Source organism: Galbibacter sp. PAP.153 (genome assembly GCF_037029175.1).
GTDB classification, from domain to species: domain Bacteria; phylum Bacteroidota; class Bacteroidia; order Flavobacteriales; family Flavobacteriaceae; genus Galbibacter; species Galbibacter pacificus.
The window spans coordinates 83,095-99,774 of record NZ_JAZEUN010000009.1 but is presented as its reverse complement, the minus strand read 5'-3'; the positions used below and the strand labels follow the sequence as shown (position 1 = coordinate 99,774).

Annotated in this window: 16 protein-coding genes; 3 read left to right on the top strand and 13 right to left on the bottom strand. The window is 38.1% G+C overall.

Annotated features, from left to right (window positions below; genetic code table 11):
- Complete coding sequence (gene fbp, locus UXI14_RS07595) at positions 1–1,008, bottom strand: class 1 fructose-bisphosphatase (RefSeq protein WP_277899674.1); 1,008 nt, start codon at positions 1,006–1,008, stop codon at positions 1–3.
- Positions 1,009–1,121: 113 nt separating this feature from the next.
- Between fbp and UXI14_RS07590 the strand changes: the two genes are divergently transcribed.
- From UXI14_RS07590 to UXI14_RS07580, 3 genes are read left to right on the top strand one after another with little or no spacing between them, the layout of a single operon-like run.
- A complete protein-coding gene (locus tag UXI14_RS07590; RefSeq protein WP_335965628.1) occupies positions 1,122–1,604 on the top strand; it encodes a GNAT family N-acetyltransferase in 483 nt (160 codons plus the stop codon).
- Positions 1,604–2,854 carry an aspartate kinase gene (locus tag UXI14_RS07585; protein WP_335965627.1) on the top strand — a complete coding sequence of 417 codons (1,251 nt, stop codon included), beginning with the start codon at positions 1,604–1,606 and terminating at the stop codon, positions 2,852–2,854. Before UXI14_RS07590 ends, UXI14_RS07585 begins: the two co-directional genes overlap by 1 nt.
- 58 nt (positions 2,855–2,912) lie before the next feature.
- Positions 2,913–4,745 (top strand): lysophospholipid acyltransferase family protein, encoded by a 1,833-nt coding sequence (locus UXI14_RS07580; protein WP_335965626.1) that lies wholly within the window; start codon positions 2,913–2,915, stop codon positions 4,743–4,745.
- Positions 4,746–4,784: 39 nt separating this feature from the next.
- On the opposite strand, the gene UXI14_RS07575 is transcribed toward UXI14_RS07580, so the two are convergent.
- From UXI14_RS07575 to UXI14_RS07520, 12 genes are all read right to left on the bottom strand, one after another.
- Positions 4,785–5,096, bottom strand: coding sequence for a metalloregulator ArsR/SmtB family transcription factor (locus UXI14_RS07575; RefSeq protein ID WP_335965625.1), 312 nt, complete (start codon positions 5,094–5,096; stop codon positions 4,785–4,787).
- 86 nt (positions 5,097–5,182) lie between these two features.
- On the bottom strand, positions 5,183–5,554 hold the full coding sequence (locus tag UXI14_RS07570; protein WP_335965624.1) for a TM2 domain-containing protein: 372 nt from the start codon (positions 5,552–5,554) through the stop codon (positions 5,183–5,185).
- Between the two features lie 89 nt (positions 5,555–5,643).
- Positions 5,644–6,102, bottom strand: a complete 459-nt coding sequence (locus UXI14_RS07565; protein ID WP_335965623.1) for a DUF1801 domain-containing protein — start codon at positions 6,100–6,102, stop codon at positions 5,644–5,646.
- 51 nt (positions 6,103–6,153) lie between these two features.
- On the bottom strand, positions 6,154–7,089 hold the full coding sequence (locus UXI14_RS07560) for a 2-hydroxyacid dehydrogenase (protein WP_335965622.1): 936 nt from the start codon (positions 7,087–7,089) through the stop codon (positions 6,154–6,156).
- A 110-nt stretch (positions 7,090–7,199) separates the two neighbouring features.
- Entirely contained in the window at positions 7,200–7,661 is a 462-nt protein-coding gene (locus UXI14_RS07555; protein ID WP_335965621.1) for a hypothetical protein, read from the bottom strand.
- A 209-nt stretch (positions 7,662–7,870) separates the two neighbouring features.
- Positions 7,871–9,226, bottom strand: a complete 1,356-nt coding sequence (gene mgtE, locus UXI14_RS07550) for a magnesium transporter (protein ID WP_335965620.1) — start codon at positions 9,224–9,226, stop codon at positions 7,871–7,873.
- Between the two features lie 57 nt (positions 9,227–9,283).
- Positions 9,284–10,147 carry a 16S rRNA (adenine(1518)-N(6)/adenine(1519)-N(6))-dimethyltransferase RsmA gene (rsmA, locus tag UXI14_RS07545; RefSeq protein ID WP_335965619.1) on the bottom strand — a complete coding sequence of 288 codons (864 nt, stop codon included), beginning with the start codon at positions 10,145–10,147 and terminating at the stop codon, positions 9,284–9,286.
- 87 nt (positions 10,148–10,234) lie between these two features.
- Positions 10,235–10,546 carry a DUF4286 family protein gene (locus UXI14_RS07540; protein ID WP_335965618.1) on the bottom strand — a complete coding sequence of 104 codons (312 nt, stop codon included), beginning with the start codon at positions 10,544–10,546 and terminating at the stop codon, positions 10,235–10,237.
- A gap of 88 nt (positions 10,547–10,634) precedes the next feature.
- Positions 10,635–12,422 carry a tetratricopeptide repeat protein gene (locus UXI14_RS07535; RefSeq protein WP_335965617.1) on the bottom strand — a complete coding sequence of 596 codons (1,788 nt, stop codon included), beginning with the start codon at positions 12,420–12,422 and terminating at the stop codon, positions 10,635–10,637.
- 300 nt (positions 12,423–12,722) lie between these two features.
- Positions 12,723–13,994, bottom strand: coding sequence for a serine--tRNA ligase (gene serS / locus UXI14_RS07530; RefSeq protein WP_335965616.1), 1,272 nt, complete (start codon positions 13,992–13,994; stop codon positions 12,723–12,725).
- A 134-nt stretch (positions 13,995–14,128) separates the two neighbouring features.
- Positions 14,129–15,460 carry an HTTM domain-containing protein gene (locus tag UXI14_RS07525; RefSeq protein WP_335965615.1) on the bottom strand — a complete coding sequence of 444 codons (1,332 nt, stop codon included), beginning with the start codon at positions 15,458–15,460 and terminating at the stop codon, positions 14,129–14,131.
- A complete protein-coding gene (locus UXI14_RS07520; RefSeq protein ID WP_335965614.1) occupies positions 15,450–16,388 on the bottom strand; it encodes a bifunctional riboflavin kinase/FAD synthetase in 939 nt (312 codons plus the stop codon). Before UXI14_RS07520 ends, UXI14_RS07525 begins: the two co-directional genes overlap by 11 nt.
- Between the last annotated feature and the right edge of the window lie 292 nt (positions 16,389–16,680).

Below are 16,680 nucleotides of genomic sequence, written 5' to 3'. Positions count from 1 at the left end.
TTATCCAAAGGTTTCCATAAATTCTTCTGCTTTTTCTACCATATTTTTACTTCCGCAGAAAAAGGGGACCCTTTGGTGCAGTTCGCTTGGCTTTATATCGAGGATCGCCTGAAAACCGTCGCTGGCTTTGCCGCCCGCCTGTTCGGCCAAAAAGGCCATGGGATTGCATTCGTACAGCAAACGCAATTTCCCGTTGGCCGCCTTGCTGCTTTTTGGATATAGAAAGATTCCGCCCTTTATCATGTTCCTATGAAAATCGGACACCAAAGACCCTATGTAACGGGACGTATACGGCCTGTCCCCTTCTTCCATCTGGCAATATTTAATGTACTTTTTAACCCCTTCCGGAAAATGTACATAATTCCCTTCGTTTACCGAATAAATAGTTCCGTCTTCCGGGTACTGCATATCGGGATGCGATAAATAAAAAGTCCCGATTGCGGGGTTTAAGGTAAAGCCGTTAACGCCATGCCCCGTTGTGTACACGAGCATTGTAGAGGTGCCGTATATTATATACCCGGCAGCTACTTGTTTTCGGCCGGACTGTAAAAAATCGTCCATGGTAACCGGGGTCCCGATTGGGGTAACACGCCGGTAAATAGAAAAAATCGAACCCACAGAAACATTTACATCTATATTGCTGGAACCGTCCAGTGGATCGAACAACACCACATATTTATTTTGGTGATTATTGTCCTGACTGTTAATTACCACAAAATCATTTTCTTCTTCAGATGCAATGCCGCATACAATCTCCCTATTGGTCAACGATTGGATAAACTTTGCATTAGCCAGCACATCCAGTTTTTGTTGATTCTCGCCTTGGGCATTAATATCGCCACTTTCACCTAAAATATCTATGAGACCCGCCTTGTTTACCTCATGGTTAACCACTTTAGCCGCTAAGCGGATGGCATTAATAAGCTTGGATAATTCTCCTGTAGAATATGGGAAAGCTTTCTGGTTTTCTATTATGAACTCTCCCAGGGTCTTGTTTTTCTTGGTCATGGTATTTTTTGTGTTTTTTGAGTCACAAATATCGACATTTTTGTGAAACTACAACGTTTTCGTTAAATTTCATTTTTAAATATTTATAACTATAAGTTATATTTGTAACACATATGAAGCATACAATTAGAATAGCAGTAAAAGAAGACATGAAGCAGGTACTGGAACTTATCCAGGAACTCGCAGATTTTGAAAAAGAATCCAATGCCGTGGAGATTACCGTTGAAGATTTAATTGCTGACGGTTTTGGGCCCCGGCCGCTGTTTAAATGTTTTGTGGCCGAAATGGACGGAAAGATTGACGGCATTGCCCTTTTTTACCAAAGGTACTCTACTTGGAAAGGAAAAACCATCCATTTGGAGGACCTTGTAGTTAGGCACACGTCCAGAGGATCTGGAATTGGAAGCGCCCTCTTTGCCGAAGTTATAAAACAAGGCCACAAAGAAGGTGTAAAACGCATAGAATGGGTTGTTTTGGACTGGAACACGCCGGCAGTGGAATTTTATAAAAAAAACGGTGCGATCATTCTAAGAGACTGGGACACGGTACAATTGGACGATCAAGGAATTAAGAATTTTATAGCAAAACATAATTAATGAGAATTTTTAAGTTTGGAGGCGCATCGGTTAAAGATGCCGAAAGCATAAAAAATGTAGTGAACGTATTACAGGTCGTTGGCCATGAAAATACTTTGTTGGTGGTTTCGGCTATGGGAAAGACCACCAATGCCATGGAAGTAGTTGTAAAAAATTACTTTGAAAACAAAGCCGAAATCCATACAGCTTTTGAAGAAATAATAAGCTACCACAATAATATTCTTAACGATTTGTTCCCCAATACCAAGCACCCCATTTACGCAAAGGTAAAAGGGCTTATAGAGCAGGTTCAAGGTTTTTTGGCCTGGAACAAATCTCCCAAATATAGTTTTGTCTACGATCAAGTAGTAGGCTATGGAGAATTGATCTCGACTACCATCCTTAGTGCCTATTTTGAAGAAGTGGGCATCAAAAATAAATGGCTGGATGTAAGAGATTACATTAAGACCAATGACAATTACAGGGAAGGAACCGTTAATTGGGAACAGACGCAAAAAAATATTTCAGAAAAAATAGACCAGAAAAGCCTTAACATTACACAGGGCTTTTTAGGCAGCGACGAGAACAACTTTACCACTACTTTAGGAAGAGAAGGCTCGGATTATACCGCCGCTATCTTTGCTTATTGCCTCAATGCAGATTCGGTAACCATATGGAAAGATGTGCCCGGTGTACTAAATGCAGACCCGCGATACTTTAAAAATGCCGAGCTCCTTAACACTATATCGTACCGGGAAGCCATAGAACTTGCCTTTTACGGGGCTTCGGTAATTCACCCAAAAACCCTTCAACCGTTACAAAGAAAAGAAATACCATTGTACGTAAAATCTTTTGTCAACCCAACCGAAGAGGGTACCGCGGTAATGAAGTGCAAAGGGATTTCCCCTAATATTCCGTGCTTTATTGTAAAAAAAGACCAAATTTTAATGAGACTTTCTTCTTTGGACTTTTCTTTTATTGTTGAAGAAAACATCAGCGAGATATTTAAATTGTTTCACGACAACCGTATGAAGGTAGACCTCATTCAAAATTCGGCCATCAGTTTTTCGGTCTGCGTTGATAATAAATTCAACAAACTTGACGATCTTTTAAAGGTATTAAAGTCTAAATTTAAAGTAACCCATTATGAAGATGTATCGCTTTATACCATACGTCATTTTAATGAAAAGGCAATTGCTTCACTGCAAAACGGAAGAGAGGTTTTATTAGAGCAGCGCACTCAAGAAACCGTTCAGTTGGTAGTAAAATAAAACCAAGGCTAAGTTTAGTTTTTCTATATTTGTATTGATGAGACCAATACAGTTTTAAATGGGATTAGTTACTGCAAAAGAAGTTGCACAAGTAATTAAGGCAGATAAATATGGGTTTCTGGGCACACTGAGCGGTTGGGCCCTCATGAAAATACTCAACATATCTGCACTTAATAAAATTTACGACAAGCACAAGGATAAATCCGACCTTGATTTTTTAAATTCTATATTAGAAGAATTTGAAATTAATTTCGAGATTCCCCAAGAAGATTTTAAAAGGCTCCCAAAAGACGGGGCCTATATTACCATTTCAAACCACCCGCTAGGTGGCATTGACGGAATTTTACTTTTAAAACTGCTTCTTGAACAGCGTCCCGACTATAAAATTATAGCCAATTTTTTACTGCACCGCATTAAACCATTGGTTCCTTTTATCATGCCCGTAAATCCCTTCGAAGAACACAAGGATGCCAAAAGCAGCATTACAGGGTTTAAACAATCGCTAAAACATTTACGTGATGGACATCCGCTGGGCATTTTTCCCGCAGGTGAAGTTTCGACATACCGCGATGGAAAATTAATTGTAGACCGTCCTTGGGAAGAGGCAGCCATGAAACTTATAAAAAGGGCAGAGGTACCTGTTGTCCCCATATATTTTCATGCCAAGAACAGTAAATTGTTCTACCGGCTTTCCAAGATGAACGATACGCTACGCACGGCAAAATTACCTTCGGAGCTTTTAACGCAACGTAATCGTGTAATCCGTGTAAGGATTGGTCGGCCCATTAGTGTAGAAGCACAACAGGAGCATGATAACCTAACTGAATTTACAGAGTTTTTAAGAAGAAAAACCTACATGCTCTCCAATGCTTTTGAAGAAGGAAGGTTGTTCGACAAAGTTCCCACAAGTTTTAAGTTTCCGCGATCGCCAAAAGAAATCATTACCCCGGTAAGCAAAAAACTAATGGACCGCGAAGTAACCGAGCTTCGGGAGCTGGACCTGCGCCTGTTGCAAAGTAAAAACTACGAAGTCTTCCTCGCAAAAGCTAAAAAAATGCCTTACATCCTTCGTGAAATTGGCAGGTTGAGAGAAATTACCTTTCGGGAAGTTGGCGAAGGCACCAATCAAGCCATTGATATTGATGAATTTGATGAATATTACCACCACTTATTTTTATGGGATGACGACGCCAAGGCTATTGTAGGCGCATACAGAATGGGAATGGGGTCGGAAATATTTAAAACGAGGGGCATTGACGGTTTTTATATGCAGGACCTCTTTAAGTTTGAGCCCGAACTGTACAAGATGATGAGCGAATCCATAGAAATGGGGCGTGCATTTATTGTAAGCGATTACCAACAAAAACCCATGCCGCTTTTTCTTTTATGGAAAGGAATCGTGCATACTACACTTAGATATCCCAATCATAAATACCTTATTGGTGGCGTGAGCATAAGCAACCAATTTTCAAACTTTTCTAAGTCACTGATGATAGAGTTTATGAAATCTCATTATTGGGATCCATATGTAGCACAATATATCAGTCCGAAAAAAGAGTTCAAGGTAAAACTCAAAGATGCCGATAAAGAGTTTGTTTTTGATGAAACAGAAGCAGACCTGAACAAGTTCGACCGAATGATAGACGAAGTAGAGCCCGGCAACCTCAGGTTGCCCGTGCTTATTAAAAAATACATCAAACAGAATGCCAAAGTCGTGGCCTTTAATGTAGACCCGCTTTTTAATAATTCTGTGGACGGACTGATGTATATAAAAATAGCCGACCTTCCGGAAAGCACCGTAAAACCTGTTATGGAAGAATTTCAGGCAGAACTGGAACGAAAATTCATGAACGACCAAAACAACGAAGAAGGGGAAAAAGAGCTAGAATAGGTTGCCTGTTTCGGGCAATACGGCAAACCATGGAAAATATCACTGCGTCTCATCAAAAAAAGTAACTACCGACTGTTTAACTTCATATAGCTTATCGATATTGATGTGATAACAGGTTTTTTTCCCTGTATGCTTTCCCTGAATAAGGTCTACTTTCTTTAGTTCGACCAAATGCTGGGATATCGTTGCTTGGGCCAGATCTATGTCCCTAACCAAATCGTTGCATATACAATTGGGATGGTTGCTAATATACTGTAAAATGGAAATCCTGGCAGGATGGCCCAAAGCCTTGAAAATACCGGAAAGTTCATTCTGCTCTAATGTATGTGCCAACTTTTTTGTAAACCCCATGATTTTATTTTTCTTCTTTATGCAATAATAGTAAATAGGGGAATACAGAAAAAGTGCCCAAATGGATATTCAGGCACTTTTTTATGTTAAAACCAAGCTTTTTTACCCACTTGGTATGTGTTGTAAAACTCTTCGTCTGACTTTGTTAAATAGATAATTCCTTCAATCAGGCCAACAATGCCCATCAAACCGGCTCCGGCCCCGCAGGTAAAAGCCCCTAGCACTATACTTACCGCAAGCATTATTACACCTTCTTTGTTGTAGCCTAATATAAATTTATGGATTCCTAAGGCGCCCACTACAATAGCCAAAATACCAGCCAATATTTTTTTATTGTCTTGGTTTAGTGCATCTTTTACGCCTTCTGAAAATTCATTGGCTGTTTTCTTGGCTTCATCTGAAGTTTCTTTGGCAAATTGTTTCGCTTTTCCTTCAAAATCTTTTTCGTTTTCGCTCATTGTATTTTTAAATTGGTTAGTTTGGCTAATTTACTAAAAAAGCAAGATTGATAATAAAATTAATAGCTAAATATAAGGTTTTTCTATTTTCATTTTTGCTTTATATTTTCCTCATATAATGATATCCACTCCGCTACCGTCATTTTAGTTAACAGTGCCGCAACCAGTTTTAATGGTATGCTGTCTATTTTTTTGAACCTGACACAACTTTTCCCCATATCCAGCTTATCGTTGGTGTATAACGGATACTCATTTACAAACCAGCTATAAAGATCCTTATTGGCATAAATCCCCGAGTGGTATAACGCTATAAAATTTTTCTGGCATGCAATGTTAATAAAAGGCAACGGCAAATCGGGATTGCAATGATACCCATTTGGGTATATACTATGCGGAACAACATAGCCTATCATTCCATAACTTATTGTTTCTTCCAGCCCTTCGGGCAAATTATCCAGTATAACACGGCGCAATTCTTTAAATGCGGCTCTTTTATCTACCGGAACGGCATTTATATAATCTTGGACTGTGGCTGCCTGTATTTGCATTTCCTTAAAATTTATGGACATGCATTAACCCCTAACACATGCTTTATAAAGTTAAGAAAAATTCTCCTTAATTTTATCAACAATGGTTTGTGCCAATTTTTCTTTGCTCTCAACGGTCCAACCCGCAATGTGTGGCGTTAACAATACATTACCGGCATGAATTAAATATTTAAACGCATCAGGCATTTCTCCTGTAAATAAATTCTCAAAAGAAGATTTTTCATATTCCAATACATCCAGTCCGGCACCCAGTATTTTTCCAGATTTCAATGCAGCTACCAAATCTTTGGTTACTACGCTTTTACCCCGGGCCGTATTGATAAGCCAAAAAGGTTTCTGAAAACTATTTATAAATTCCATATTGACCATTTCTAAGGTTTCCGGCGTTTGTGGTGTATGCAAACTTACAATATCAGCATTCTTTTTAAATTCCAAAATACCAACTTGCCTTGCATTATCATCGCCTACACCTCCAACTATGTCGTAACAAACAACTTCAACATCAAAACCTTTAAGCTTCTTTGCAAAAGCTTTCCCCATGTTTCCATAACCAATTATACCCACGGTTTTACCTTCTAGCTCCAAGCCTCTGTTTTCTTCTCTTTTCCATATTCCGTTGCGTACTTCCCTGTCAGCACGGTTTAAGTTATTGAACAAAGACAAGAGCATGCCCAATGCCTGCTCTCCCACAGCATTTCTATTACCTTCGGGAGCGTTAAACAGTTTTATGCCGAGTTCTTTGGCTACTTCTGCATCAATATTTTCAAGCCCGGCCCCGACACGGCCTATAAATTTCAAATTAGTGGCTTTTCTTAAAAACTTTTCGTCTATGGGAAAACGGCTCCGGATTATCATCCCGTCATATTGATGTATCTTTTTTTCAATTTCCTCTTTAGGCGAAGTATAATCCGTTTCATTTGTATAACCCGCTTCGTTTAATTGATCTATAAGAAGCTCATGGTTTGTATCTATGTGTAAAATATTCATTTGTGCTATTAACCTGAGTTCGATTATTAATATATTGCTATGCAAAGGTATTATGAAAATTAAAAAACCAAGCCTTTTGGACGCAGTAGTTTACGTAATACAACCTCTTTTTATTGTTGGTCCTTTAAAACTTTTTTAATGGCAGCAATTCGTGTTGCCTGGCTGTCGTGATGATTTTTAAGAATCGGTACAAGGCTCTCGGGCAGGGCACTGGTTTTAAGCAATTTTTTTAAGAGTTCAAAATTGCGCTCTTCCAGTTTTAAAGCTTTTTTAAATAAAAATTTGATTTTATCCTTTTGAAAAATCAATTGAAAAGTAAGGCAACTTATAAAATAGGAAGTCTTTAAATCGGTTAAAAAAAGAACACCTTTGTTCCTAACCTTTAAATAAGAATATAGGTTGTTTGAAAAGTTGTTTTTAGAAAAAAAACTCTTTTCGTAAAATTCCTTTAACTCGGTATGCGACATATAATACTGACATTCGTTGTACACCTCTTTAAGGTTACTGTTTACAGTATATAGTTGCCTGACATACTTCTTAGTAGATATGTTTATTCTTTCTTCTTCTTTCATCTCAAAACCTAAAGAAGCCTAAACGCTCCTTTTAGGATTTAATTTTACGTAAAAATAATATATGCCCCTAAATGTGAGAATATTTTTATTAATATTTAACATTTATCTAGATATTTTTAAGTGTTATAAGTACAAAAAATACGTTAAGGGGATTGTATATAAAAAAAACGGGGGATTTAATATTTATTTTAGGGATAGAATGTTAAATTTTAAAAACCTAAAATAATCTTTGCAATGGTAAAGTAAATCAATATACCAAATACATCGTTGCTGGTGGTTATAAAAGGCCCAGTAGCAACCGCGGGGTCTATTCCCTTTTTATCAAGGAATATGGGTACAAAGGTACCAATAATAGCGGCAATAATTATAACGGTAATTAAGGCAACGCCAATGGTAGCCGAAACCAAATAAGGGGTTTTAAACAAAAAATGGCTTATAATTAAAACTACAAAGGCAATGGCAATACCATTAATAAGCCCCAACATGAACTCTTTTGCCAAACGTTTTAAAAGTTCGCCCCGAATACTATCGTTGGCCAAGGCCTGCACTACAATTGCAGACGATTGCACGCCCATGTTTCCTGCCGTTGCCTGAATAAGCGGCACAAAGCTCAACAAAATCGGGAATTTATTCATGGCTCCCTGAAAGCTCCCAATAATACTGGCCGCACCCAGACCGCCCAACATCCCGATGAGCAACCACGGGAGCCTAGCGCGTGTAAGTTCCCAAATACCGTCATCGGCTTCTACATCTTGTGTAATACCTGCTGCCAACTGGTAATCTTTTTCGGCTTCTTCCCTAATAACGTCCACGATATCGTCAATCGTAATACGCCCAACCAATCTGCCAAGTTCGTCTATTACCGGAATGGCCTCCAAGTCGTATTTCGACATCAAGCGGGCCACATCCTCGGCCTTGTCATTTACTGTAACATAGTCTACTTTTGGTATGTACACACTGCTAATTTCGGCTTTGGTAGAAGTGGTCAATAAATCTTTTAAGGAAAGCCTTCCCTTAAGTTTTTCATCATTGTCCACCACGTAAATAGAATGCACCCGGGTAACATTCTCGGCCTGGCGGCGCATTTCCTTGACACAGGTAAGAACATTCCAGTTTTCATTAACCTTTACCAGTTCCTTTGCCATTAGCCCACCAGCAGAATTTTCGTCGTAACGCAAAAGCTCCACGATATCCCGGGCATGCTCCTTATCGTCTATCTGGGCAATAATTTCATTAACGCGCTCTTCCGGAAGCTCGGCAATAATATCGGCAGCATCATCGGTATCCAGTTTACTAATCTCCTCTGCGATTTCCTTGGCCGAAAGATTGCCTAAAATCTGCTCTCTTATATCTTCATCCAGCTCTGTAAGTACATCCGAAGTTTTTTCACTATCGAGCAGCTTAATAATATACGTAGCTTCGTCCAGGTTCAGTTCATGGATAATCTCAGCAACATCGGCATAATGAAATTCCTCCATCATATGCAATAGGGTAGCATCCGCATTGGTTTCAATGAGTTGCTCTATTTGCTCGATAAGCTCGTCGCTAAGTTTAAATGGAACCATACTTACTTTTCTTTTTGGGCGCACAAGCCTGGCTATCCGCTATAGCCCTTGCGCAACTTACGTTATATCTTTTTCAATTCTAACTGAAAGTACTATAAAGTCTTCTACACTCATCTGTTCCGGTCGTCGGTCAAATATAATATCTTCTTTTAAATTATCGGTCAGATTAAATGCTTTTAAACTGTTTCGCAATGTTTTTCTTCTTTGCCCAAATGCAGCTTTCACTACCCTAAAAAACAGTTTCTCGTTGCACGGCAGGGTATAATCTTCCTTTCTTGATAAACGTAAAACCCCCGATTGTACTTTTGGCGGTGGGTTAAATACTTCCGCGGAAACGGTAAACAAATATTCTGCCCGGTAAAACGCCTGTACCAATACCGAAAGTATGCCATAGGTTTTGTTACCTTCTTTTTCGCATATACGTTCGGCCACTTCTTTTTGAAACATCCCGGTAAATTCTGGGACCTGATCACGAAGTTCCAGTGCTTTAAAAACAATTTGCGATGATATATTATAAGGGAAATTCCCGGTAATGGCAAATGCCTCTTTTCCAAAAATTTTGGACACATCGTATTTTAAAAAGTCACCCTCTATTACTTTAAAAACATTTTTAGTATTTGCAGTACCGGCATGCTCCAACATAAAATTCTGTTGTAAATAAGCAATGGACTCGGTATCCAGATCCATTGCATATACGTCTATGTTTTTTTTCAACAGGCATTTTGTCAACACCCCCATCCCGGGGCCTATCTCCAAAACTTGTTTGTAGTTGGCCAATGTTAATGTATCTCCAATTTTTTGAGCTATATTTTCATCTTTTAAAAAATGTTGACCCAGATGTTTTTTTGCACGGACAGCGCCTTCTTGTTGCTTACTGGGCCTATATGCAGCTTTGTGCTCAAATTTCTTCTTCTTTTTCATTCAATTAATATTTCACGGCCACTTCCTAAAAAAGTCATTACAAAATTTACATATATCCGTAGCCGCTTTGCTTCCTATACATTTATTTTAATGCTCGCTTACAATTTCCAGCTCCGTTCTATAAGCAACAAATTTATCAGCAAATTTTTGCAGTGCTTTATTACGCAAATTTTGGGCATCCTCTTTATAATATCGTTGCAGGGTTTCCCTGTCTTTGGTATAATATTGTACAGAATAGGTTATCCCTCCCATTTCTTCTTCAACCAATACCTTTATTATTTTGGCGCTGGTAAATTTTCCGGTAGCAAGCATGTCGGGAATGTGCTCTTTTTGCATCCAATCCAGCCATTCGTTTTGCGCTTGTTCTTCTATATTAACGGTTACGTTGTATATGTACATTTGTAGTTTTTGTTGTTTAAGGTTAAAATATGTTTTAACCAGTTTTAATTTTTGGGGAAACTTATTTCTTTTACCTATTTGTAAATCATCATTCCACTTGGTCCCCTCTTATGGAACGGTATTCTTTTCTTGCGTCTATAAGGTAGATACTATCCTGATGTTCATAAATAATCCGTTCAAGCAATTGCTTTGCCTCATCTGGTTTAGACAATTCGTTTTTATAGAGCATTGCCAATTTATAAAGGGCATCGTCCATTAATATATCGGTAGGGTAAAAGGTTATTATTTTTTGATAATCAAGAACGGCCTTTTCATAATCGCCATGTTTTTCAAAGAGCGAAGCCTGCTTAAACAAAGCTTCATCTTCAATGGGTTCTCCCTTGTGGTCGCTTAAAATGGTGCTTAATATAGCCATGGCCCCATCATCGTTATTTTGATAGGCCAACAAATCGGCTTCGGCGTAAAGTTTCAAGGCAACTTGTGTGGTGTCTCCCAGCTTATTGTCGGATATTAAAAGTTTTAATTGCAGCGCATCGTTTGCTATAAGTTGGGATGTGGACGATTTTAATACTTTTAACTGCGTCTCGGCCCATTCAAAATCGCCCTTATAAAAACTTGTCTGGGCAACTTTAAAGCGTGCTTCTTGCCCCAATACATCATTTTTAAGGTCTTTTTGCACTTGCGAATAATATATTAAAGCCTGATTAAATTTTTCATCGTATACCAAAATATCGGCCAAGGTCATTCTTATCTGTGCTTCTGCATATTTATTTATAGGAAGTTCCAGCGCTTTTTTTAAACGTGCTTCGGCCATATCGGTTTCTGAGAGCTTAAATGCCAGAAAACGTGCATACGCTATTTGGATTGGTAATGTTTGTGTATTCTCGCCATATTCGGCCAAAAGTTGCTTAAATGCCGTTTCGATTTTAGCATTATCTTTTTTGTGTGCATTTGCAAGGTCGATATTTATCAATTCCAGTTTGGAATGAATCAACAATTGTGTGTCGCGGCTTTCGGCTATTATAAATTCGTATATGCTTTTAGCGGTTTCGGCATCGTTATTTTCCAATGCAATTTTGGCAAGGTCAACAATACTGTTCAACGAAGTTTCCGGAGACCTTTTGTAAATGGCTTTTTCTTGGGCATAGGCACTTTTGTATTGTCCCTGCTGAATAAACAACCAGCTAAGCAGTTCGTTCCACAGGACATTTGGGTCGGTCTGGGCACGTTTTAAGAGCAACTTTTTAAACAGCGCGCTGTTTTCGTTTCCTACATTGCTATCTATAAACCTAGATAGATTTCTTTTTATGTTCCCCACCAAATTTGCCCGCTCAACCATAAGGTCGAGATACATTTCATACATATTTTCAATATCTCCTTTTTCGCCATAGATATAAGCCAGGTCGTAATTAAAATTAAATTCAGGATTGAGCTTCATTGCTTTTTTATAGGTGGCAATAGCATTATCCAGTAATGTTTTGCCTTTAAATGCATTTCCAACGGCATAAGCATAATTTGGGTTTTCGTCCAACGTGGCAATGGCCTTGTTGTAATATGTTTCGGCTTTTTGCATTTTCCCCATTAATTGGTAATTATAGCCCGTTTCTACATACAATACCGGATATACATTCCCATTGTCCAATTTTTGCAGCAATACTTTTTCGGCTTCGACATATTTTTCCGATTGTTGGTATGAAGACACCAACCCCATTAGATAACTTCTGTTGTTTGGGTTTTTTGTATATAATTTTTTATAATAAACAATCGCCTTTTCAAATTCCCCTTTTTCAAAATACTGACGTGCTATTGCCTCATCTTGAGCAAAAAGGGCCATACATTGAAATAAAACAAATATGAATAGAATTGAGCGCTTCACCGGTATACTTTTTATGGTTTGCCGTGTTGTTTTAGATAAGGAACGGCTTATTATTCAAAGATAATGCATTAAAACGAAAAAGAAGTTTAGGAGTCAAGGGAGATTTAAAAATACAGGACCCAAAACAGCATTGCCTGGGCCCCGATTTGATGATAATGCTATTAACCAATCTAAAATATAGGATTATTCCTTAATTCCGATTCTATATCACCACACTAAATATACGATTTTTTACACAAAAATTATTATACTCCCCTATTTTTGATTTAATATTAATAAAATTGTAATATTACTACTACATCATGAAATCATGTCAAAACCTGTATACGGTACCAAAACTTCTGGAATTTTAATTCCCTCCGGGGTTTGGCAATTTTCCAATATTCCTGCCAATACTCTTGGCAAGGCCAAGGAGCTTCCGTTTAGTGTATGTGCCAAAACGCTTCTTCCGTTTTCGTCTTTATAACGCAGTTTTAGCCTATTGGCCTGGTAATTTTCGAAGTTTGATACCGAGCTAATTTCCAGCCACCTTTCTTGCGCCGTTGAATATACTTCAAAATCGAATGTCAATGCTGCCGTAAAAGTAAGGTCGCCACCGCATAACCGCAATATTCTAAATGGCAACTTTAGCTCTCGCAAGATTTCTTTTACATGTTCCAACATCCCGTCAAAAGCTTTGTAGGAATTGTCCGGATGCTCAACACGAACAATCTCGACCTTATCAAATTGATGCAACCTATTTAAACCCCTAACGTGGGCCCCATAACTTCCGGCCTCTCTTCTAAAACATGGCGTATAGGCCGTACAACATATTGGAAAATCGGCTTCGTTTAAAATTTCGTCCCGAAAGAAATTGGTCACTGGAACTTCCGCAGTTGGAATCAAGTACAAATCGTCTGCCCCAACATGGTACATTTGCCCTTCTTTGTCGGGCAACTGACCGGTTCCATAACCAGATGCTTCGTTCACCATATGTGGTACTTGATATTCCTTATATCCCGCTTGGGTGTTTTTATCTAAAAAATATGCGATTAAGGCACGCTGCAACCGGGCCCCTTTTCCTTTGTATACGGGAAAACCGGCACCAGTTATTTTTGCGCCTAAATCAAAATCGATAATGTCGTATTTTTTTGCCAGTTCCCAATGCGGCAATGCATCTCCGTGCAATGTTGGCACGTCCCCTTCTTTATATATTTCCTCATTATCTTCGTCTGACTTCCCGTCAGGAACAGACGGATGTGGAACATTGGGGATTTGATACAGCAACGCCGTTAACGCTTCCGTTTTTTCATTAAGCTGTTCATTATATGTTTTTGAAGCTTCTTTTAATTCTCCCGTCTGTGCTTTTAAGGCATTGGCCTTATCGATGGCCCCACTTTTAAAATGTGCCCCTATCTCCTTCGACAATTTATTGGACTCGGCAAGAGTGTTATCCAGTTTTGTTTGGAGCGATCTACGCTCTTCATCCAAAACAATTACCTGTCCTATCAAAAAGGAAGCATCTATGTTCCTTACTTTTAAACGCTTAATAACCTCTTCTTTATTGTCTCTAATAAATTGTACTTGAAGCATGATAATACTTAAAAATTAAATTAAAAAAAGCCTATGGTTTAGCTTTTGTTTAACCAAAAACCAAGCCACAAATTTACGGGTTTACAAGTGATAAAGAAATCTATTTTAAGTCTTTTTTACCAATATCCATGCACTTAATCTTTATTTGAATCCTGCTTATATGGATATATCCAGTCTTCGTGCTTAAAATAGTGCCACGGCTTGTTGGCAATATCGATATCCGGTTTTACAAAATCCTGCCATGGACCACGGTTTACACTAACTTTACTGGTGGAAACATACACAGAAATACTGTCTCCCTTTTTAGCATATTCTTTCTTCAGGTACTGGGCAAATTGCCAAATCATGTCTGGTTTTGTTGCAATTCGTTGACGTTGTTTAGAGGACAAATAATCATCTAGGTTAACTTTGTACCTATTGCCCGTTGTATGATTTAACACCTGAAAGGAGATCATTCCCGATTTTCCCCGGAGCATCATGCGCCAACTCAAGCGGTGCCCCTCTTCTGTCCAGAGCACGTTGTCTTTTATAAGCCAATGGCGGAGCGGGAGTGCAATTTGAACCATGAAGTAAATACTTCCAAAAATTAAAAGCGGTTTCTTATAATTAGGTATTATAACTTCGTGGTCAGTATACAGTTTTTTCTTCTTAAGAAATAGACTTCTAATAGTTTCAGCTTCAAAAAAGAAAAGAGCAAATGCCATGGACATATACGGAAATATACCGATGTGAAAAACAAACGAATTGAATAAATGAAAGAAAATAGAAGCAATAAAAGCCCATTTTCGGGTTGTTCTGCAAAGCAACAATGGCACAATAAGCAGATCGAACAAAATACCGCTGTAGGTAATAATAATATGTGCCCATTTTTGTTGAAGTAGCCCACCTATTAAAAAATAATGTTCCCGGGGCACCATTAACATTTTAACTACCGATAAATCTAACCAATCGGGATAGAGTTTTGCAACCGCTGCATAGGTATATACAATCCAGACCTGAAGAATAACGATCAATGTACACCATCTTGGCATGGACATTTTTTTATAGGACGGATTGTACTTGGCGTCTAAGGAGAAATATCGGCTTGCGGGCAATAAAAACATTATAAAACAAAGCAAAAGCAATAAATAATAATGATTGTTGTACGAACTCTTCTGCATAAAATAAACGCCAGCCCACATAACCGTATAAGCCCCAATGCTAAAACGGTATTTATAACCAAGCATTACCAGTAATCCAAAAATACCCATAACGGCATAATAAAAACACATCCCATTGCCGGGTAAAGGCTGTAAAAAATCCAACCCGATAAAGTTGAATGTAAATTTTGGATCGACCAATGTTTTTTTTACCCAGCCTGTAAAAATTGCCCCGGTTGCCTCCAAAAAGATGAGCAACCCGAAGATTACCCTAAAAACAACAAGCGGGGAATTGTCTACCCTGGTAAAAAGAAACTTATTGAGCATCGTTTTTAGAAATATAGGCCATGGTCGCCTCTTTATCTTTTACAAGCTGCTTTTTTAAATCCTCAATAGAGTCGAACCGTTTTTCGTCGCGCAACCTTTCAAGCAACTCCACACTAATTTCCTTATCGTACAAATCTTCATCAAAGTTTAAAAAGTGTACTTCAATGGTCTTTTTCTGCCCGTTTACGGTAGGGTTATAGCCAATGTTCATCATTCCGTAAACAACCACATCATTGTAATTGCTTTTTACCACATACACTCCTTTTTTGGGCACCAATTTGTATTTTTCCTTAATAGAAATGTTGGCTGTGGGGAAGTCAATTTGTTTACCGAGCCCCTTACCTTTTGTAATGGTTCCCGACAGCATATAGGGATACCCTAAAAAGGTATTTGCCGTTTCTATATCCCCTTCGTTCAGGGCTTTTCTAATTTTTGTAGAGCTTACGGAAACTTCGTCTACTTCTTCTACTGAAATCTGTTCGACTTCAAAATCGTACTTTTCCCCAAATTTTATCAAATCTTTAATCGTTGCCGTTCTATTTCTTCCAAATCTATGATCATAGCCAATAATAACCTTTTTGGCGTTAATGCTATCCACAAGTACTTCCTTTACGTATTGCTCGGCCGTTAACCTGGAAAATTCTTTGGTAAAGGGATGGATAATTAATTGGTCCAACCTGGTTTCTTTCAATATTGAAATTTTTTCTTCCAAGGTATTCAGTAGTTTCAGGTCTGATGATTGCTGAAGCACCATTCTCGGGTGTGGGAAAAAAGTAAGGATGGTAGATTTTAAATCGTTTGCCTTAGCATTGGCAACAAGTTTTTCTATAATTTTTCTATGCCCCACATGAACACCATCAAAAGTCCCTACAGTTACAACTGTATAATAGTTTTCTTCTTTATCAAAAAGGTTACGCTTTATAATCACTTATAAGCATTTAATGTTAAACTTACATCAACTTCAATAGGTTATATTTCTGTTGAACTTATATAATTTTCGCCCTTCTTTTTATTCTTATCTATGGATTACCTTATACAGCAATCAAAAAAATAAAATGAACATGCAATACAACCATGCATCCATCATCAACTGCATATTTAATCCATTGACGGATACACATCACAAAATAACGAATTTAAAAGTGAATATTTAATTAAATAATAATCGGGATTTATTAATTTTTTAAATATCAGTCGGCAATTTTGACTATTTTTATTCC